The organism is Dyadobacter sp., assembly GCF_039919315.1.
In the GTDB taxonomy this organism is placed as follows: Bacteria; Bacteroidota; Bacteroidia; order Cytophagales; family Spirosomataceae; genus Dyadobacter.
The window spans coordinates 39891-58822 of the sequence record NZ_JBDSFX010000075.1 but is presented as its reverse complement, the minus strand read 5'-3'; the positions used below and the strand labels follow the sequence as shown (position 1 = coordinate 58822).

17 protein-coding genes and 1 pseudogene are annotated in these 18932 nt (G+C 46.5%); 14 read left to right on the top strand and 4 right to left on the bottom strand.

The features are described from left to right. Window positions 1-11 precede the first annotated feature (11 nt). From ABIO93_RS20570 to ABIO93_RS20530, 9 genes are all read left to right on the top strand, one after another. Window positions 12-1280: a DUF1501 domain-containing protein gene (locus ABIO93_RS20570; RefSeq protein ID WP_348071108.1), complete on the top strand. Its 1269-nt coding sequence runs from the start codon at window positions 12-14 to the stop codon at window positions 1278-1280. Window positions 1281-1537: 257 nt separating this feature from the next. Then, window positions 1538-2554, top strand: a complete 1017-nt coding sequence (locus ABIO93_RS20565; protein ID WP_348071106.1) for a histidine kinase — start codon at window positions 1538-1540, stop codon at window positions 2552-2554. Continuing rightward, window positions 2551-3327 carry a LytTR family DNA-binding domain-containing protein gene (locus tag ABIO93_RS20560; RefSeq protein ID WP_348071104.1) on the top strand — a complete coding sequence of 259 codons (777 nt, stop codon included), beginning with the start codon at window positions 2551-2553 and terminating at the stop codon, window positions 3325-3327. Before ABIO93_RS20565 ends, ABIO93_RS20560 begins: the two co-directional genes overlap by 4 nt. Window positions 3328-3438: 111 nt before the next feature. Continuing rightward, a complete protein-coding gene (locus ABIO93_RS20555; RefSeq protein WP_348071102.1) occupies window positions 3439-4299 on the top strand; it encodes a sterol desaturase family protein in 861 nt (286 codons plus the stop codon). After that, a complete protein-coding gene (locus tag ABIO93_RS20550) occupies window positions 4296-4688 on the top strand; it encodes a hypothetical protein (RefSeq protein WP_348071100.1) in 393 nt (130 codons plus the stop codon). The genes ABIO93_RS20555 and ABIO93_RS20550 overlap by 4 nt, the downstream gene beginning before the upstream one ends. Before the next feature lie 50 nt (window positions 4689-4738). After that, complete coding sequence (locus ABIO93_RS20545; protein ID WP_348071098.1) at window positions 4739-5788, top strand: hypothetical protein; 1050 nt, start codon at window positions 4739-4741, stop codon at window positions 5786-5788. A 5-nt stretch (window positions 5789-5793) separates the two neighbouring features. Continuing rightward, a complete protein-coding gene (locus tag ABIO93_RS20540) occupies window positions 5794-6885 on the top strand; it encodes a serine hydrolase domain-containing protein (protein ID WP_348071096.1) in 1092 nt (363 codons plus the stop codon). A gap of 94 nt (window positions 6886-6979) precedes the next feature. Continuing rightward, the gene (locus ABIO93_RS20535) at window positions 6980-7258 is read left to right on the top strand and encodes a hypothetical protein (protein WP_348071094.1); all 279 of its coding nucleotides are present in this window, start codon (window positions 6980-6982) and stop codon (window positions 7256-7258) included. 128 nt (window positions 7259-7386) lie between these two features. Further along, window positions 7387-7896, top strand: coding sequence for a VOC family protein (locus tag ABIO93_RS20530; protein ID WP_348071092.1), 510 nt, complete (start codon window positions 7387-7389; stop codon window positions 7894-7896). A 1006-nt stretch (window positions 7897-8902) separates the two neighbouring features. On the opposite strand, the gene ABIO93_RS20525 is transcribed toward ABIO93_RS20530, so the two are convergent. Next, window positions 8903-10324 (bottom strand): alanine/glycine:cation symporter family protein, encoded by a 1422-nt coding sequence (locus ABIO93_RS20525; protein ID WP_348071091.1) that lies wholly within the window; start codon window positions 10322-10324, stop codon window positions 8903-8905. Between the two features lie 201 nt (window positions 10325-10525). After that, window positions 10526-10687 (bottom strand): annotated as a pseudogene (locus ABIO93_RS20520) (OmpA family protein); the annotation flags it as partial. Window positions 10688-10784: 97 nt separating this feature from the next. On the opposite strand from ABIO93_RS20520, the gene ABIO93_RS20515 reads away from it, so the two are divergent. Next, window positions 10785-11672, top strand: coding sequence for an alpha/beta hydrolase (locus ABIO93_RS20515; protein WP_348071089.1), 888 nt, complete (start codon window positions 10785-10787; stop codon window positions 11670-11672). 12 nt (window positions 11673-11684) lie between these two features. Here ABIO93_RS20515 and ABIO93_RS20510 read toward each other — a convergent pair whose 3' ends face one another. After that, window positions 11685-12173, bottom strand: coding sequence for a YdeI/OmpD-associated family protein (locus ABIO93_RS20510; RefSeq protein ID WP_348071087.1), 489 nt, complete (start codon window positions 12171-12173; stop codon window positions 11685-11687). A gap of 39 nt (window positions 12174-12212) precedes the next feature. Further along, a complete protein-coding gene (locus tag ABIO93_RS20505; RefSeq protein ID WP_348071085.1) occupies window positions 12213-16094 on the bottom strand; it encodes a response regulator in 3882 nt (1293 codons plus the stop codon). Window positions 16095-16510: 416 nt separating this feature from the next. Between ABIO93_RS20505 and ABIO93_RS20500 the strand changes: the two genes are divergently transcribed. The 4 genes from ABIO93_RS20500 to ABIO93_RS20485 all read left to right on the top strand — a co-directional run bounded on the left by ABIO93_RS20500 (window position 16511) and on the right by ABIO93_RS20485 (window position 18922). Then, window positions 16511-17059 carry a YceI family protein gene (locus tag ABIO93_RS20500; RefSeq protein WP_348071083.1) on the top strand — a complete coding sequence of 183 codons (549 nt, stop codon included), beginning with the start codon at window positions 16511-16513 and terminating at the stop codon, window positions 17057-17059. Between the two features lie 147 nt (window positions 17060-17206). Continuing rightward, a complete protein-coding gene (locus ABIO93_RS20495) occupies window positions 17207-17650 on the top strand; it encodes a YHS domain-containing (seleno)protein (protein WP_348071081.1) in 444 nt (147 codons plus the stop codon). A gap of 80 nt (window positions 17651-17730) precedes the next feature. Continuing rightward, on the top strand, window positions 17731-18468 hold the full coding sequence (locus ABIO93_RS20490) for a hypothetical protein (protein WP_348071079.1): 738 nt from the start codon (window positions 17731-17733) through the stop codon (window positions 18466-18468). A 25-nt stretch (window positions 18469-18493) separates the two neighbouring features. After that, entirely contained in the window at window positions 18494-18922 is a 429-nt protein-coding gene (locus tag ABIO93_RS20485) for a DM13 domain-containing protein (RefSeq protein ID WP_348071077.1), read from the top strand. Window positions 18923-18932: the final 10 nt, after the last annotated feature.

The following is an 18932-nucleotide window of genomic DNA, read 5'->3' as shown; positions in this document are numbered from 1 at the left end:
CTGGAAAAGCTATGATATCAAGAAGAGGATTTTTAAAAGCAGGCGGGCTGTCACTTTTTGGCACAGGCCTTATCGGTGGCATTCCTTCCTTCATCGCAGCAGCAGTAGCGGGGAACAAGTCGACGCCGTTATATAAGAAAAGAAGAACGTTGGTATGTATATTTCAGAGGGGAGCGATGGATGGACTAATGGCCGTGCCCCCTTTTACAGACCAAAACCTAAAAGCAGCAAGACCAGGCCTATTGATGTCCGCTGCTCAGCAGTCGATTGGAGCTTCATTGATTGATCTGGACGGACGCTACGGACTGCATCCTTCCATGAAAGAGTTTGAGCCGATGTTTCGAGAAAAGCGGCTTGGCATTGTTCATGGCATTGGCTCGCCCAATGTGACACGTTCACATTTTGACGCCCAGGATTACATGGAATCTGGCACACCTTTTAATAAAGGAACTTCAAGCGGCTGGTTGAACAGGGCAGTCGGGTTGCTGGGACACGAAGCGCCGACGCCTTTTACTGCCGTCAGTCTCACATCGGCTATGCCGCGTTCTTTTTATGGAGACCAGCCGACCGTTGCCATCAGCAGTCTGCAGGATTTTGGTATTCAAATGCGTGGCAACCAGGCCGGCGCTAATCTGGCCGCCAAAAGTTTTGAGGATCTGTATGACCAGACTGCTTCCGGTTTGCTGAAAGATACCGGCAAGGAAAGTTTTGAGGCGGCGAAAATGCTGCAGCAGACGGATGTTAAAAATTATAAGCCGTTCGACAACGCGGATTATCCAAAGTCTGCACTTGGCAATTCCCTGAAACAGATTGCGCAGTTGATTAAAATGGATGTGGGCCTGGAAATAGGTTTTGCCGAATCCAACGGCTGGGATACACATTTTAATCAGGGAAAGGAGAACGGAGTCTTTGCCCGAAATGTGGCAGACCTCAGTAACAGCATCATGGCTTTCTGGACGGATCTTGGTGGCTATCAGGATGATGTGACCGTGATGACGATGACCGAATTCGGGCGTACTGTACATCAGAACGGGACCGGTGGCACTGACCACGGTCGAGCTTCCTGTAACTTTATTTTGGGCAATGATATCAATGGAGGGATCGTTCACGGGAACATGCAGCCTCTGGCCAAAGAAAACCTGGAAGACGGACGCGACCTGGCTGTGACAACAGATTTCAGGAGCGTGTTCAGTGAAGTGGCCGACAAACACTTGCGACTTAACAATGACAGCGTTCTGTTTCCGGATTGGAAGGGAGAAAAGATTGGCGTCATGAATTAATATTTTTGTTTTAAGAAGAATCATTAAATCGAGAAGGATTCGATGGCTATTCGATTCAAACATTACGGTTTGTGAGCCAGTGCAGATTGTTTTAAATAATACTTTCGCCCTTTCAATTCAGGGAAGGTCAGGATACAAATGGTTGCTCACCTAACTAAAATTAACCTGGAAATTTCGCCATCTCAACTCCTGATTTTTCCAGCTAAGCGGTTGCCCGGCAAAGCACCGTTACTTTTTGGGTAAATTTAAAAATGGATATGAACGAGCGCAGAGTATGTTGGCTGAGCAGCCTGCTGATTGCCCTGATGGTCAACTCTCCAAAGCTGCTGGCTTTGCGGGAAAATGGGATTATGGCCCAGTATTGGCACTTTGACCCGCTTGAATTGTTGTTTCAATTTGCATTCAACCTGCTTTTTTGCAGCCTTCTATTCCACATTAATCTAAGAAAGGGAAAACTGCTATCCTTATACAGGGAACAAAAGAGATATCCCTCGTATTTTGGCTTGAATTTACTGGTTCTTCTGGCATTTCTTATGCTGGGTACGGCATTGCAGCGCTTCCTTTTTGACAGTTATCAGCTACCGAGGATTCTATTGTCCGGTTACTTTTTCCGGTTGGGGTTAAGTTCTGTTTTGACCGGTATTCTAATAAAGATCATGCTGCTCATGCGCGAATCCAGCACGATGGCAGCAGAAAACCAGCAGTTAAAAACTGCTTACCTGTCCTCAGAACTGCAGCTACTGAAAGACCAGGTCAATCCCCACCTGTTGTTTAATTCATTGAGCAGCCTTTCGGCAATTGTACGGGAAAACCCGGATCTGGCACAAAAATACATTCTCGACATGTCTGCTGTTTTCAGATATGCCTTAGTGGGTTCCCGTACCGACTTGGTCTCTGTGGCCGACGAGCTCACCATGCTGAGATCTTTCGCCAAGCTGATCGCCATGCGTTTGGAGGATGCTTTTGAGCTTAGCATTGAAATTGCCGATGTGTACCTGAAGAGCAAAATACCGCACCTATCTTTACAGCCGCTAGTGGAAAACGCGGTGAAACACAATGCCGCTACGGCTGAAAGGCCATTGAAAGTACACATAGAAGCAAGAGATAACCAGTTGATTTTCAGCAATAGCTTATGGGAAATACCAAACCCGGAGCCGAGTAGCGGCATTGGCCTTGCAAACCTGAATGAGCGTTTTAAGATCATGACCAGACAGGAAATACAAGTGCACAGGTCCCAGACACATTTCACCATCACGCTTCCCTTAAATCGATGATTAGCATCCGCATTGTTGTGGTAGAAGATGAAGCCGCAACGGCCCGCAATCTGGTCCACTTTCTGACGCAGACAGATCAAAACATCAAAGTCGTAACGGTCCTCGGTACCGTGGCCGGTGCTGTTGAATGGTTTGAGGCAAACCAGGATGCTTATGAGCTGATTTTTATGGATATCAGGCTGGCAGACGGCCTTTCTTTTGATATTTTCAAACAAACCCGTATTTCCCGCCCTGTTATTTTTGTCACAGCCTATAACGATTATGCAATTGCTGCATTCAAAAATAATGGGATTGATTATATCCTCAAACCATTTGATCCAGCTGAAATCGAGCGTGCTTTGGGTAAATATAAAAACTGGATGGCCGCGCCGGAGAAAAAAATCAAGCCGGTATTTGACGATTTGCTTGCTCAACTTGGCAGCCTGACCAAATCATTTAAAAAATCCTTTTTGGTCCACTACCGGGGCAAACTATTCCCTCTGGAGACTGCAAAAATAGCCTGGTTTTATACTGCTGCAGAAGTTGTGTACGCCCGCACTGTCGATGAGAAACAATATATAGTCGAGTTTACCATGGAGCAGTTGGAACAGCAACTGGACCCTGATTCATTTTGTAGGGTAAACCGGCAGTTTATCATCAACCGACTCGCAGTTACAGAAGCCGAGCAATATTTCAACGGGCGGCTTTTGGTGAAGGTAACCCCCCAGGCCGATGAGCATATCATTATTAGCAAGGCCAGGACAGCGGAATTTAAAAATTGGATGAACCGATAGTTTAGCTCACCCCTTCATTTTTCCATTTGACCGGCCAGTCGATTTTCCGGCATTTGAATTCAGTCCAATTTTGTATCGTCCAGTCAGGATCATCAAAAAAGGCTTATCAAAATGAAAAACCACATCGGCCCATACCGGATTTACATTCTGCTTTTTTTAGTTGTGCTGATCACTGCCGAAATGATCTGGAGCTGGAAAAAAGATAAAGGTGCTTACCAGGTCAAAGAAACAGTTTCCAATCTCGCCGTCTTTGCGGGCTTCCAGTTTTCCAAGTATTTTTTTGCAGGTTACCAACTCGGTGTACTTGGTTTCCTTGCAGTGCTGGCACCATGGAAATTGCCTCATAGCGCATGCGTTTTCTGCCTGACTTTTTTAACAGCCGATTTTATCTACTACTGGTTTCACCGCATTTCGCACAGATACAAACCGCTTTGGGCATTTCATTTGGTCCACCATTCCGCGATGCGCATGAACCTGACCACCGCTTACCGGCTCAACTGGTTTTCTGCGATCATAAGCCCTTTGTTTTTTATTCCTGCCGCAGTGCTTGGCTTGCCGCCTGACTTCATTGTCATTTCCTACACCCTGAACCTGGTTTACCAATTTTTTCTGCACACAGAAGCTGTCGGTAAGCTCGGGATCATTGAACACGTCCTTGATACACCATCCTCGCACAGGGTTCACCACGGCAGCAACCCTATCTACCTCGACAAGAACTTTGGAGGGGTGTTGATTGTCTGGGACAAGCTTTTTGGCACTTATCAGCCAGAAACCGAAAAAGTAAAATATGGTTTAGCGACAGGCTTTTTAAGTTACAATCCATTTACGCTTGTTTTTCATGGGTTTGTCAGCTGGCTTGTAAATCCTGTTAATCTAAAAGATGCTCCAATCCAAAATAACTCGGATTCCACGGAATTTAAACATTTGGCCCCGCCACCGATAACATCAAATCATAAAAATCAGAACAAATGAAAAACGCGAGCTTATCAGTCCTATTTGGACTAACACTGATTCTTGTGCTGGCTGCCAGCATGGCAAAAGCACAAGCGGGTATCGACCTAAAAAATAACACCCCGCAACAAAGGGCGCAGAAGCAAACAGGACTTATGAAAGAGAAACTTCAACTGGACTCTACACAAACCGGTCAGGTGCAGGCAATCAATCTGAAATATGCGCTGCAGATGGAACCGGTTATAAAAAGTCAGGACAGTAAACTTTCACGCCTCAAACAGGCAAAGGCAGTACAAAAAATGAAAGAAGCCGAACTGAAAGAAGTGCTAATACCTGATCAGTTTCAAAAATATCAGGCTTTTAAAGCAGAGATGCGAGAACTGGCCAGAGAAAAGGCAGGGAAACGCTAGATCTAAAGTCCTGTTCCAAAAGGTTATACACATTCAAAAAACCACAAAAAATGAAGGCACTGACCATAAAACGAATGCTGTTGCTGCTGGTAATTTTAACCGGTTGTTCTGACAGCAATGAAAATCCGGGAAACGATCCGATGGACGATGATCTTGCCGGACCGATTTCCAGGCCAACATCGGGCTATGGTGCGGACGGCATTAACCAGGTTGAAGAGGTAAACTTCCCAAATCCGCTTTACGATGGCACCGAAGTTAGTATCTTTTATCCGTCAAAGATCACGAGCGGAAAACCAACAGTTTTCTTCTCCCACCCTTATGGAGGTGAGAACAAAAACTTCAATAAAGGCCTATTTGAGTTTATTGCAAAAAAAGGATTTGTGGTCGTTTTCGTTCCCTATCCTACATTGAGTGTAAGTATTGAAGACCGTTACAATACCTTATGGGCAGGTTTTACTAAGGCGGCCAAAGATTACCCCAATCTGATCGATACAACCCGGGTAGGTTTCATGGGTCATTCTTTCGGCGGCGGCGCCTCCATTGGGCTGGCTTACAAAGCATTCACTGAAAACGGCTGGGGGAAAAGCGGACGCTTTCTTTTTACGATGGCACCGTGGTACAGTTTTCAGATCACCCCTGAGCAACTTGCAAACTTCCCGACCAATACGCAGATGATTACCCAGGTTTATGATCAGGATGTAGTAAACGATTCCAGGATGGCCATTGACATCTTTAAGAGCATCAGCATTGAGGCTAATGAAAAGGACTTTGTTTACATCAGGTCTTCTACCGTAGATGGATACACGTACCTGACCGACCACGTGCTCCCCAACACCAGAAGCGCTTATGATGCGCTCGACTATTACGGTATTTACAGACTGTTGGACGCGCTGATGGATTACAGTTTTAATCACAATGCTGCGGCCAGGGATGTCGCCTTGGGAAACGGTTCGGTGGCGCAAATTACGATGCCTTCCTACAACGGCAAGGCCATGGCCCCGCTGGAAGTCACCGATGCGCCCAGTCCTCAATACCAGCAGGGCAAGTATGAATTCAGATGTGACAGTATCATTAACCCACGGATTGATCGTTGTAATTAGCACCCATGAAGACGATAAAACAATTACTTGCATTGGCTGTACTACTTTGTTACAGTGCAGCGAATGCCCGGCCAGATTTCACCAAAGTAGATCGCTGGCTGGCCCAACATGCCCCGCAAATGGGCGGCAGACTGTTCCTGGTCTTATATAAGGACGGCCGAAAGGTTTACAGTCATGGTGAAAACCAACTCAGTGGCAGGCAGCGGCTACTTTTAAAAAGGATTGCTACAAAACAGGGCAAGACGCCGGATTACGGTGATTACACTGCGGACACAAAACAGCCAATAGCAAGCTGTAGTAAATGGCTCAGCGCAGCATTGGTGATGACTTTCGTTGATGAAGGTAAATTGTCTCTCAATGATACAGTTGGAAAGTTTTTGCCGGTTCTTTCAGCCCATGGCAAGGGCGGCATTACCATCACTCAGTGCCTGTCACATTTGACGGGCATACGTTCGCCAGATTTAAAAGAAGACGTTGGTGAGATACGTCAGGCAAAAAGTATGGACGAAGTAATCGGGAAAATAGCCTTGCTGCCTATGGAAGGCAAGCCGGGCAGGGTGTTCCGATACAGCAATACAGGCTTGCAGATTGCTGGTGCTGTAATTGAAAAAATTGGTCGCAAGCCTTTTCAAGCGCTTTTTGATCAACGTATTGCCCGGCCATTGGAAATGACCGGCACCGACTTTGGTTCCCACAAGGTTGCAATGCCTGCCGGAGGCGCAGTAAGTACGCCTGATGATTACATGAAGTTTTTGGTGATGATACTAAACCAAGGACTCTTTAAAGGAAAGAGGATTCTTTCTGAAAATAGCATAGCTCAAATGCAGGTTAACCGGATATCTTCTGAGGTTCAGGTTACTTACAAGCCTGAGCAATCCGGTGCCTTAGGGTATGGGTTTGGGGAATGGATTATGCCCGCGAGACCAGACCGAGTTACTAGTTCTTCGGTTAGCAGTCCAGGACTATTTGGTAGCTATCCCTGGGTTGATAACCAAAATGAGACAGCAGGGTTTCTGATGGCATTTTACCTGGACCACAGTCATAGGGCCGCCGATTATCAAGAATTGCGGGCTCTGGTCAATGATGCTTTGCAATAAACCGCCGATTAACTGACCCAATGCAGTAATGGCCGAGATCGTTACCAGGAAAGTTGTTGAAATAATTTTTAAATTCATTTGATCATTTTCAAATATGAGTATTGAGAAGTTATTGTCCTGGATCACGCCTCTTATGCTGGGAGCATTATTGGGTCTGTATGAAATCCTGCACGGCCTGTTTTATGTGATTTATGGAACACCGGACCAGAGGCGAGACTATCCACTCGAAATTGTTCTCGGGCTGCCCATCATGGCTGTATGCCTGGGAGGCCACTGGCTGATTCGACGGATCTCGCATTCGAACACCCGCAACATCTGGATCATTGAATCAATACTGTTGGGCCTCATCATATACGGTTTTTATCGTTCGTAAGAACAATCAGAAACTCAGATCAGGAACAACAAAGTCCCGATCTGCCCCCACGGTTGTCTTATTTCACCCACAAATGTCAATGCCGCAACTGGTAGCTTTGTAAACCATTCATTTCACAACAAACCAATATGGAAAGCATTGACAATATCATTTCAAAACTTGAATTCGCTCAAATTTGCTGGGTGGTGAAGGACATTCAGGCTGCTTCGGACTTCTTTTCAAAAAGTCTGCGCATTTCCGGCTTTCCTTCACCGGAACTGGTTCGGGCACAGGACTTAGGCATGAGTTACCTGGGCGAAGTGGTGGCCGCGGAATGGCTTACGACGCAGGCATACAATGGTCATACTTTCGTCGAACTCGTTCAGCCTCTTTCAGGCCAAAGCATGTTCCATGATTATTTGAATCAGTATCCAGCAGGAGGCGCACAGCATTTTGCCTATCGATTGTCAGTTGAACATTTCGAAGAGGTCGTCGGGGAATTTCGGGCAAAAGGTTATGCAATCATCAGCGAAGTGGATCATCCTATTGCGAGAATGGCTTTTTTCGATACTTATGAAACAATTGGGGCAGTTACCGAAATCATGGGAATTACGCCCGAAGGATGGAGCGCGGTTAAACAAATGGAAAAAGGGAATTGAAGAACTTCCTGCCGAAAGGAATCGATTGAAAGCCATCAGATGAAGCCCAATGAAAGTGGTTACGCCGATGTGAAGGATATTACCCAGGCACTCCGCCCGGCGCGGGCCGCCCGGTAACATACATTGAAATGCCCGTAAGATATCCGGGCACTTCCCGACAGATTTACATAAATTGCTTTTTTTAACCAACACCCTTTCCACATGGCACATACTACCTCGAGGCCCCGCTGGGGCCTTTGTTATTTACCTGTTTTGCCTTTCTATAAACAGGGAGCCGCTCTGCGGCTTAGCTAAAATCATTTTTCGTAAATTGTATAGCACTGCCCGGATCAAACGGATTTCAGCAAAAATTCCCGGCTTTACCAGATTGCGCGCTATTGCCACGAGAGGAATATATCGGCATCGTTCAGGCTATTGAAAGTGCATTTATGTCAGGTTGCTTTATCTCGGGTAACAATCTTGAGAAAAAAAATCAGAAAGGCAGCTATTGAAAAACCCAGGAGAACATATTTAAACGAGCCATTTATGAACATAGCTGCGGCGAAGGTGACCAAAGCTAGCGATATAATTACGCGATCATTTTTCATACGCTGTTTTTGAGTAGAAGCCCAAGATCATTAAATCTACTTAAAGTGCACAAAAAGTATCCCTTATTCATGGCAACGCATTATCCTGGACAGGCTACTTAGTAGCAATGGGAATCCAGCCTAAAATACGTCCAGGCTGGTGAAGTGATCATGCGGACCGGCCAGTATAACAGTATCCAATGGCTGAATACCCAATAAGTTACTCGGATCCAAAAAACATGAAATTTCACACGCTTTTGACCAAATAGAAAATCCATAACACACTAACAATGAAAATAGCCGCGGTCATCAACTGAACCAAAAGGCCATTATGTGGTTAAAAGCAGATGCAGCTCGTGATAGATTATTTCATCTTTGGCCCTGCTTCAAACGAATGGATATAGTCGAGGTTCAGTAGCGGGTTACCTGATCGCTTATTCTTAATCCCACTCTTCTGCGTTTTTCACACCTAATTTAGTGGCACTGTAAACAGGGTCCTTGCCTTCTTTTTTCTGCTGCTGGTAATCTTTTAGCGCGTCCAGAGCTGGCTTTCGCAGCAGGATGATTGCTATTATATTGAGCCAGGCCATTAATCCAACTCCAATATCCCCTACTGTCCAGGCCAATTCCGCTGTCTTAATGGAACCGTAAAAGGTGGCGGCCATGATCAGTCCTCGCAATCCCCACAAAAGAGCCTTACTATTTCCTGATTTCATCAGATAGCTTAAATTAGTTTCTGCAATGTAGTAATAGGCCATAATGGTCGTGAATGCGAAGAAAAGCAGTGCGATGGAAACAAATCCACTCCCCAGCGAAGGAAAATGGCTATTAATCGCCTCCTGCGTAAATGCTGCCCCGATAGCCATCCCTTTTACATTTTCGACCAGAAAACCACCCTCCGGATTGACAACATTGTATTTGCCCGTAAAAAGGACCATCAATGCGGTAGCAGTGCAAACGAATAAAGTATCAACATACACTGAAAATGCCTGGACCAATCCTTGCTTCACGGGGTGACTGGCCTCAGCGGCCGCAGCTGCATGTGGGGCAGTGCCCTGACCCGCTTCATTGGAATAAATGCCTCTCTTGACACCCCATGACACCGCCATACCGAAAATACCGGCAAATGCGGGCTCCATATCGAACGCCGACCGGATGATCAGGGCGAAAACCGAAGGCACCTGTGTGATGTTCATCGCGATGATCACCAGGGCCATCAATATGTAGGCCCCAGCCATAAAAGGCACGACCAATTCGGCTACTCTACCAATCCTCTTCACCCCTCCGAAAATGATCAGGCCCAGCAGGATGGTAACAGCACCGCCCGTCAGCTCAACTGGAATATCAAATGCACTTTTCGCGCTGATCGCGATGCTATTGCTCTGCACGCCGGGCAAAAACAATGCGGTACTTAGGATAGTTGCGATTGCAAAAAGGACGGCATACCATTTAATTCCAAGACCTTTTTCAATATAAAAGGCAGGACCTCCGCGGTACTGCCCATCATTAACCTGCTTGTAAATTTGCCCCAAAGTTGCCTCTACGTACGCGGATGCAGCACCGAGAAATGCAATAGTCCACATCCAGAAGACCGCACCGGGTCCACCCATTGCAATTGCTGTTGCCACGCCGGCTATGTTTCCGGTCCCCACCCTTCCCGAAATCGCAATTGCAAAAGCCTGAAAGGAAGACACTCCTTTTGCAGAACCTTTATTCCCGAAAAGCAGGGTTACCATATCTTTTAAATAACGTACCTGAAGAAACCGGGTAACTATGGAAAAGTAAATGCCCGTACCCAGACAAAGAATGATCAGTGCGTTACTCCATATAACATTGTTGACGGCATTTATGATTTGTTCCATTAAAAAATTACAGAGAAGAATTTATGGTAAGTAATTTGGTATATCGTCATTAAATAAAATGAAAATTGCGTTAACTTAGCACAATACCAGTCAAAATAACTAGAAAATCTCTTTAAAGTTCAATTTAAATTCGATGTTGGTTTCGCGTTAAGATGACTTTATCCACAGAAACAAGTCAGCCACATTCGAGCAGCAAGTCTTTCAAAGTTTTGTAAATTCTACCCGTCTGTTGTTCGCTTTACCCACTGCCGTATCGTTCGAGTCGGATGGTTGATTTTCTCCTTTTCCATCCGTTAACATTCTCGATTCATCAGCTTTAAACTCGCCCGACAACATGTTTTTCACGGCTATTGCTCTCTTTTGAGATAAAACAAGATGTTTAGAGTGTTATTCATCATGATTTACCTATTGCAGATCCAGAGCGATCTGACATGACCACGGAATTGTTTTGTACCAAATCATGACATCAACCATCAGTAAGCTCAAAAAAACAGCATCATGGGGCTCGGTGATTTCCCCTTTCCTGCTCCTATTCTTAACAAGTTGTATATCGTTTAGAAAAACCGATCAGGAGATCGCCGAATACTTTAAGGATTCACCGGTAAAACCTTCCTTGCGTACCATTGAGGCCGACGGCAGGAAAATCCACTATGCCGAGATTGGTGATGATTCACTCCCTCTGGTTGTTTTCGTACATGGCTCTCCCGGCTCATGGACTGCCTTTATAGACTTTTTCAAAGACTCCACACTCTATAACCATGCGCATTTGATCTCCGTTGACCGGCTGGGTTTCGGCAAATCAGGGCTGGGAAAAGTGGAACCCTCGATGCATATGCAAGCCCTGGCAGTTGCAGCAGTTATAAAAGCGAACGGACTCAGTTCCAAAGCTATATTGGTCGGCCACTCGCTCGGAGGCCCGGTCATTGCCAGGGTTGCAATGGATTTCCCTGCACAGGTAAGTACGCTGATTCTGGTAGCCGGTTCCATCGACCCGGACCTTGAAAAGAAAGAATGGTTTCGTCCGATTATAGGTTCATTTCCAATGAGGTACCTTATTCCTGTCGACCTGGATGTAAGTAATCATGAAATTCGCCCGCTCAAAGGCGAATTAATTCAGATGCTGCCGTTTTGGAAAAGCATTCGCATTCCGGTAACTGTGATCCAGGGTGAGGTCGACGACCTTGTACCACCAGGTAATGCTGCATTTGCAAAGAAAATGCTCGTTAACGTGCCGGTCAGTGTACAGATGATTCCTGAAATGAACCATTTTATACCGTGGAGAAGGCCGGACCTGATCCGGAGTGCGGTGTTGGAACATTTACGAAGAACTGAGAATGTTTCATATTAATAAACAGCCGTCCTATTTGCTTTTGTTTCCCCGCTTCTTAATTGTGTCCAGCGTTTGTGATATGCGCCGGACCTTTGTTTCATCGGTCTTAGCGGAATAGATCCAGTCGATCATCCTTTTTTGTTCTCCATCGGAAAATCCGCAAAAAGTTTCCAATGCATTCCATTCACTTTCCAGGCAGATTCTGAACTCCTCCGGAATTTCGGTCGGGAAGTTATCTGGGAACAAAATTACATAGACAGAGTCGCCAGCCTGCTTTTTAATCGCTTTCCTGATCTCGGCTTTAACGGGCAGAAATAATTTACCGTTGCCCATCGGCATCAAGTGATAATTCTTAAATTCAAATCCGTCAATCGACCCGCGGACCCTCACCCAGCCAAAATAAGATTGCTTGTCCTGCATGATCTCTGGGATTTGAGCGTACGTCCAGCCTCCTTTGCCCGGAAATTTTTCCAGCTGATATTCTTTGTCAACCAGAGGAAGTGCTATCCCGGCATCCATAGCTTTAACATTTATATTTGGCAAATATGTTTACTAAAATCACAGCGCCCTATCAGCATGCCCGGCCTCTGTTGAAACCTTATCTAAATACTCCCTGATCCTCCTCATATCAAATTCCCCCGCCCACTTACGCATCAATTTTACAAAAGCAAAACGCTCAGGATACTCCGATTCTATTTGATTCAACGAATCCAAAATCCCCTGAATGTCGCCTTGCATGGCAAATTCCCTAAGAATTTCCAATGCTGCATTCGGCGGCAGTTGCATGGCTGACTCCTGAAAATCGTCCGTTTGCGTCGCGGAAACGGGCGTTTGCAGATTCGCATAAGTCCATTCCAGGCTCAGCAGCTTTCCGATCGAACAAAGCAATGCAGCTACATCGATGGGTTTGGACAGAAAATCGTCGAACCCTTCATTCAGGCTCCGTTTTTGGTTAGGCTCAAAAACATTGGCCGAAAAGGCGATCATCTTTGTATTGGCCAATGCCTGATTTCCCTTCATTTGGGAAACCGCCTCGAAACCATTCAGACGCGGCATGACCAGGTCCATGATCACCAGATCGGGAACAGATGTAACTGCAAGTTCCACCGCATCCTTCCCGTCGGAAGCTTCCAGCACAAGGAACCCCAGCGACGCCAGCAATTCATGCACGACCATCCGGTTTTCGGCATGATCATCCACAATCAGTACCGTTTTTCGGGCCCCTGCATATCCTATAATGTCCCGTTCCGACAATGCCATTTCGGACTCTTCCGCTACCTGCCTGAACACCAGCCCCAAAGTGAAGACACTACCGTGCCCTATCTTGCTGGTCACATCCAGTGTGCCATTCATTAAGCCCACCAGATTATTTGCGATTGCCAGCCCGAGGCCGGTACCTTCCGAAAACAGCCGCCGGTCCCTTATCTGGTGGAAAGGAAGAAAAATTTCACCCAAATATTCCTCGGAAATACCGATACCTGTATCCTCCACTTCGAATTTCGTCTTATAAAAATCAGCGTTCAGTTTTTCGCCGGTAACCCTAAAGATCACCCCTCCTGTTTCCGTGAATTTGACCGCATTACCAAGCAAATTGTTCAGTACCTGGGTAATGCGCTTTTCATCACTCGCTACCATTTCGGGCAGGTCACCGGCCATGATCAATTGAAATGAAAGCCCTCTTTCTTCCGCCCTCGATTGGAACAGGCTGGTCGTATCATGCAGCAATCCCGTGAGACTGAACACCTTGCTTTGAATTTCAAGTCGTTGGGCCTCTATTTTCGAAATATCCAGGACCTCATTGATCAGGTTCAGCAAATGTTCACCGCTTTTTCGGATAATGGTAAGCCCCTTTTCCTGATTTGGATTTAACGTTGGTTCACGCTGAAGTACCTGTGCAAAACCCAGGATCCCGTTCAACGGTGTCCTCAATTCATGGCTCATATTCGCTAGAAACTCACTTTTGGCATGATTGGCCTTTTCTGCGGTTTCCTTCGCCAGCTGCAGGCGGGCAGCCTGTTCTATCAGCTCTTCTTTTTGCATGACCACCTCGGCCGTCCTGCTATCCACCAGGTTTTCGAGTTTGGCCTTTTCGTTACTCAAACGCCTGGTATACCACCAGATCAGTATGCAAACCACTATAATCGCTCCAATTACATACAACAGATACGCCCACCAGGTGCGAAACCAAGGGTCCAGAATATCGAATGCAAAGCTGCTTTCCTGGCTCAGCTCGCGGTATGGGTTTCGGGCCATGACATGGAAAACATAATGTCCCGGCGGCAGATTGGTGTAATCCTTCCAGCTTTCCTTCGACCATCGCGACCAGACAAGGTCCGTGGGCATAACGCCGTCCCCGATGAGCATGTATCGAAACTCGTTTCCGGTTTCACCCACATAACTGGTTGCCGCAAACCGGAAAGAAATGTCACGCAAATTGTAGGGCAACGGCGTTTTCAGCACATTCGCCTGATTCAGTTTTTGACCCGAAATATTGAGGAGTGAATCGTTTAGGAGCAAACGAACTTCCCGGATCAGGACTGGATAAGAAGGGTGCATCGCCATCTGTATACCGTCATACCGGTATAGGCCCTCGTCATTTCCAACCCACACAATCCCCGTTTTTTCAGGATAAATGCAGTAGCCAGTCCGCTGGATCGGCATCAGGCTCAGGCTGTCCCACTCCGTTTCCCCACCGGGCATCTGCCTCAAAACGCCCAGCGGGCTTGCAAACCACCAGTTTCGCGCGCTGTCTTCCACAAAGTAAGGTGCACTGTTCACCGAGTCGCGGAGCAGATTTTGAAAACGGGCTATTTCTACAAACTTCTTGCTGTCGCGATTGAATTCGTAGAGATGCTTTTTGGAGGTAAACCGGGGCGCGCCCGCGGTCGGGAAAACGTAGTTCCATGAAAGGTCATTCAGCCCCGCACCAATGCGGATGTGAGACAGATCCGTTTTCGGGGCATTTTTTAGATCAATCCTGAAAAAGCCGTTTTTGTTCGTGCCTGCCCAAATCGTGCCATCCGGATCTTCCGCCAATGACCGGCAGTCGGCAGCCAGCCCTTTTATGCTGCCTACTTCCTGCCAGGAACCGTTTTTCATTCCATATAAAAATACCCCATTTGAAAGCGCGGCAAAGAGCAGGTCTCTTTGAGATTTTGGCCTTAACAACCCATAAACAGACTCTCCGCCGGTGGATAGTACCTGAATCACTTTGTTGTCGCGTATCCTGAAAATACGCTCCGATGTACCTGCATAAAGGTCTTTGCCATCCGAAAGCAGAGTCCGGCAAGCAGAAGTAATGGCGGCCACGGGCTCGAAAGAATCCCTCGAATCGTTCCAGCCCAGCAATCCGATCCCGGTACCGACATATAGGCGACCTTCATGGCGGACAATGCTCCAGACCGTCGAATTGATATTCTTGCTATACCCAAACTTACTGACCGGCAGGTTATAGCCGATCTGGCAGATCCCGCTGCCGGTCATCGCCCAAAGGGATAGCTGCTTGTCCAGGTATAGGGATGCGATGCTATTCTGGTTAAATCCCGTCGACGCGTCCAGCTGCATTTGTACAGCCCCATGCTCATTGAGGATACGGATCCCGCCAAACTGGCTCGCAATGAAAAACAGGTATGATTTCGACTCGGCATTGTAGGAGCAAATGGCACTGGTTATCCCCGAAGTTTTGAGCCAGTCGTCCGATGCCGTTTTTAATGGCTGCAGGCTGGAAGCAGGTTTTTGGGGCGAATAAACAAACAGTCCGTTTTTCGCGGTTAAAGTCAGCAACCGGCCATCTGAATATTCAAGCACTGCCTGAATTCTGAGGTTCACAAACTGCTCACCGCCGGGTGCCGGTTTGAGCTGATCGGAAACCAGTTGCATGAGCTTGCCCCCAGACTCCTGCACATACAAGGTATTTCGGATAAAATTCGCGGTCAGAAACTGGTCCCGGGCCGTCCATATCCTGAAATCATTCTTCCCTCTGTAACGGTATATTTTTTGGGATGTACAAAAATAAATCCCAGTTGAATCGCTGAATAAACGACTGACAGGCAAAATGTTGCGTTCCGCCACGGATAATTTCTGACTGAGCGACATGTACTGGATTTGTCCGCCCGGCCTGGTCTGCAAATATCCAAAATCCGTGGACGTACCCACATATACGATCCCATCTTTACCGACGCCGATTGCCTTAACTGCCGTCCCCGGTACTTCGATCAGCTTCCATTTGCTTCCGTCATATTCCAATACGCCACTTTGGTTCCCCACATAAAGGATCCCTCGCTTATCCTGCACGATCGCCCAATTCTCAGGATGCCCGTTATACTGCTTCGGGCTAAAATGCTGGATTATTGGCGTTCCAACACCCTGCGCAACAACGGCCCTACAAAAGCCCGGCGCAATGAAGAGTAATATTAAAAACAGCCTGTTACAAATTTTCATAAAATCCCAGAATCCTGATCGGTCACTCATCTTAGTATACAATAACTACCTCAATATCTGTTCCTAACCCTGTGTTAAACTGACTTATTGCAAATATCGCTGATTAAGGCGCGCATTGCTGCCATTTCAACTCTCCATCGACCTCTGCATCAACCCGCGGCATAGCGGCTTTTGTTACGAAACAGCAGGAAGGTTACGAAATATCGTAATTCTGGCTTCCTGGCACAGCACCGGAAAATCCGTAAATATTGCGAAACCGGCTCCGTAATGCCCTTTTCAATCAACTTCACTTTAAAGGCATATCCTTTGAAGTAAAGGATTAAGAGAGCGCAAGTCAAAACATACTTTGAAGCTATGAAATTACAAGATGTTTCCATCGGTATTTAAAGTGTAACATAAACGAATTGACCTAACCTATGATAAAGTACTTGTTGCTTACCGCCTGCATCGTCGCCCCAATCCTGCTGAAGGCGCAAACATGGAACGTGCAAACGGCCAACACGGCCTTTCAGGCCAGCATGTTTGGGGCTGATGTGGACGGAACCTTCAAAGGTTTTAAAGGGACTATCGTTTTTGACCCCACCCATCCAGAAGCGGCCAGTATTTCGGGAACTGTGGATGCGGCTACCCTTTCCACCAACAACAGCCTGAGAGACCGCCATTTAAAAGAAAAAGACCAGTTTTTCGAGGTCGCCAAATATCCCAGGATTGCGATGAAGTCTACTAAAATTGAGAAAACAGCTGCGGGATACACCGGAACATTTGATCTGACGCTCAAAACGGTTACCAAAAAAGTGACCATCCCTTTCACATTTACGAAAACGGGGCGCTATGCTGCCATCAAAGGAATGGTCGAAATCAACCGGAAGGACTGGAAATTCGGTGGAAACACGCTCGGGATGTCCGACAAAGTGAAGCTCGACTTTGAGCTCAACCTATCGGTCCCGCTTTCTGAAAACAAATAACCAAAATGTCCCAATACCATGCACAGGGTCATTATAATTCTATTTCTGACGATTATCAATACGCCGAGCCGGGGCTAATAAAGAAAGCAGACGCCAACTGGATCAAATTATCTTAATAAAACATTCCACTTTTTCCAAAACATTCTTATGAAAAATTCAATTTTAGTATCGCTGTTCTTCTTTTTTACGGCTGCGGCAGCATTTGCGCAAAAATCAGAGATCTTCGAAAAGGAAGGCATGGCGATCAAGGGATACGACGTCGTCGCATTCCACACCGAGGCAAAAGCCCTGAAAGGCAGCGAAACATTCACCTACCGCTGGAAAGACACCAACTGGCTTTTTGAAAACGAGGCCAACATGGATATGTTCAAAAAAAACCCTGAAAAATATGCCCCCCAATACGGCGGCTACTGCGCCTACGGAACCGCCGACGGCCACAAAGCACCCACCGAAACCGATACCTGGACGGTAAAAGACAACAAGCTTTATTTCAATTACAACAAGAAAGTGCAGGAGATGTGGAGCAAGGATATGCCGCGGTACATTGAGAAGGCGGATAAGAATTGGATAGATATCAAAAACAAACCATAAGCTGCAACGTCACAAAAACCTAAAAGGCCAAAAGGCCGGAATATTCAAAAACTGATTCAATCATCATTTCATCAATCAGTATGAAAACAAGCATCGCCTGCCTTTTCTGTTTGCTTGCTGGCCCAATGACCTTGCACGCCCAGCAAATTGAACCTGCCAAAGCAAACCAGTTTATCGATCTCGCCGGAACGATTGGCAGCTCGCAGGGTTCCGGGGCTTTGTCCTATGTTTACAATTGGCGCATTGGCAAAAAGAGAAAAATCGAAGCTGGCCTAGGCCTTCGGTTGACAAGCGTTGCGGGTACAAAGCTCACTTACACTACTGCCGGCCCAGCCAGGCTTACCCGCTCATTTACAACACCATTTTTGATTTTCTTTGCCGGGCAAAAAACCGAAAACTGGGATACCCTGACCGTTCAACGCCCATTCGTCAATGCATTGAATGTAACCATTAACCTGGGCTACCGATTCAGCCCGAAGTTCAGTGCAGGGTTTAATATTGATCTGATCGGGGCGACATTTGGGCAGAAGTCTTCCTCCGTTTTTCAAAGCAATGGCCGGACCAGCACCGATGCTGCCTCAAAACCAACCGCATTCAATCTCTTACTAACGGGCGACCATGACCAGGGATCATTGAATTCCGAGTTTTTTCTCAAATATCAGATCAATGACAAATGGGGCGTCAGGGCAATCTACCAGTTTTTGTTCACCGAATACGCGACCGGAAGTGTGAGGCAAACTGCCGCTGACGGTACTGTAATTGACCGGTTCAGGAACAAGGCCAACAATTTTGGCGCGGGTGTTTCTTATTCGTTTTAATGTTCAAACTAAAAAATCTGAAAGCATGAAAAATATCATTTTAGTTTTAGTACTCGGGTTGACTTTTGTCGGTTGCAAAAGAGAAGAAAACACGCCGGTCGAGCCTTTGATGGAAACGGTAGACAGTTTGGCTGTCGTTAATGTGAAGGGAAGCTTTACGGGAATAGGTGGAGAAACTGTGTCAGGTACGGCGAAGATCATTACTGCTGACGGAAAATATAGCCTGGTCCTCGACCAATTCAGTACCAATAATGGCCCTGACCTGCACGTGTATTTGTCGAAGCAGGCCACGCCAAAGGATTTTATCGACCTGGGTTCATTAAAATCTACGCGGGGAACACAGGTTTACGAAATAAACGGGACGCCTCATTTTGCCGAATATAAATATGCATTGATCCATTGTCAGCAATTTAACCACCTGTTCGGATCAGCGCTTTTGAGTGAACCAAATTGAACTTGCTGCA

Coding starts and splice junctions, on each gene's coding strand:
- ABIO93_RS20570 (WP_348071108.1), top strand. CDS start 12: ATGATATCAAGAAGAGGATTTTTAAAAGCAGGCGGGCTGTCACTTTTT.
- ABIO93_RS20565 (WP_348071106.1), top strand. CDS start 1,538: ATGAACGAGCGCAGAGTATGTTGGCTGAGCAGCCTGCTGATTGCCCTG.
- ABIO93_RS20560 (WP_348071104.1), top strand. CDS start 2,551: ATGATTAGCATCCGCATTGTTGTGGTAGAAGATGAAGCCGCAACGGCC.
- ABIO93_RS20555 (WP_348071102.1), top strand. CDS start 3,439: ATGAAAAACCACATCGGCCCATACCGGATTTACATTCTGCTTTTTTTA.
- ABIO93_RS20550 (WP_348071100.1), top strand. CDS start 4,296: ATGAAAAACGCGAGCTTATCAGTCCTATTTGGACTAACACTGATTCTT.
- ABIO93_RS20545 (WP_348071098.1), top strand. CDS start 4,739: ATGAAGGCACTGACCATAAAACGAATGCTGTTGCTGCTGGTAATTTTA.
- ABIO93_RS20540 (WP_348071096.1), top strand. CDS start 5,794: ATGAAGACGATAAAACAATTACTTGCATTGGCTGTACTACTTTGTTAC.
- ABIO93_RS20535 (WP_348071094.1), top strand. CDS start 6,980: ATGAGTATTGAGAAGTTATTGTCCTGGATCACGCCTCTTATGCTGGGA.
- ABIO93_RS20530 (WP_348071092.1), top strand. CDS start 7,387: ATGGAAAGCATTGACAATATCATTTCAAAACTTGAATTCGCTCAAATT.
- ABIO93_RS20525 (WP_348071091.1), bottom strand. CDS start 10,324: ATGGAACAAATCATAAATGCCGTCAACAATGTTATATGGAGTAACGCA.
- ABIO93_RS20515 (WP_348071089.1), top strand. CDS start 10,785: ATGACATCAACCATCAGTAAGCTCAAAAAAACAGCATCATGGGGCTCG.
- ABIO93_RS20510 (WP_348071087.1), bottom strand. CDS start 12,173: ATGGATGCCGGGATAGCACTTCCTCTGGTTGACAAAGAATATCAGCTG.
- ABIO93_RS20505 (WP_348071085.1), bottom strand. CDS start 16,094: ATGAAAATTTGTAACAGGCTGTTTTTAATATTACTCTTCATTGCGCCG.
- ABIO93_RS20500 (WP_348071083.1), top strand. CDS start 16,511: ATGATAAAGTACTTGTTGCTTACCGCCTGCATCGTCGCCCCAATCCTG.
- ABIO93_RS20495 (WP_348071081.1), top strand. CDS start 17,207: ATGAAAAATTCAATTTTAGTATCGCTGTTCTTCTTTTTTACGGCTGCG.
- ABIO93_RS20490 (WP_348071079.1), top strand. CDS start 17,731: ATGAAAACAAGCATCGCCTGCCTTTTCTGTTTGCTTGCTGGCCCAATG.
- ABIO93_RS20485 (WP_348071077.1), top strand. CDS start 18,494: ATGAAAAATATCATTTTAGTTTTAGTACTCGGGTTGACTTTTGTCGGT.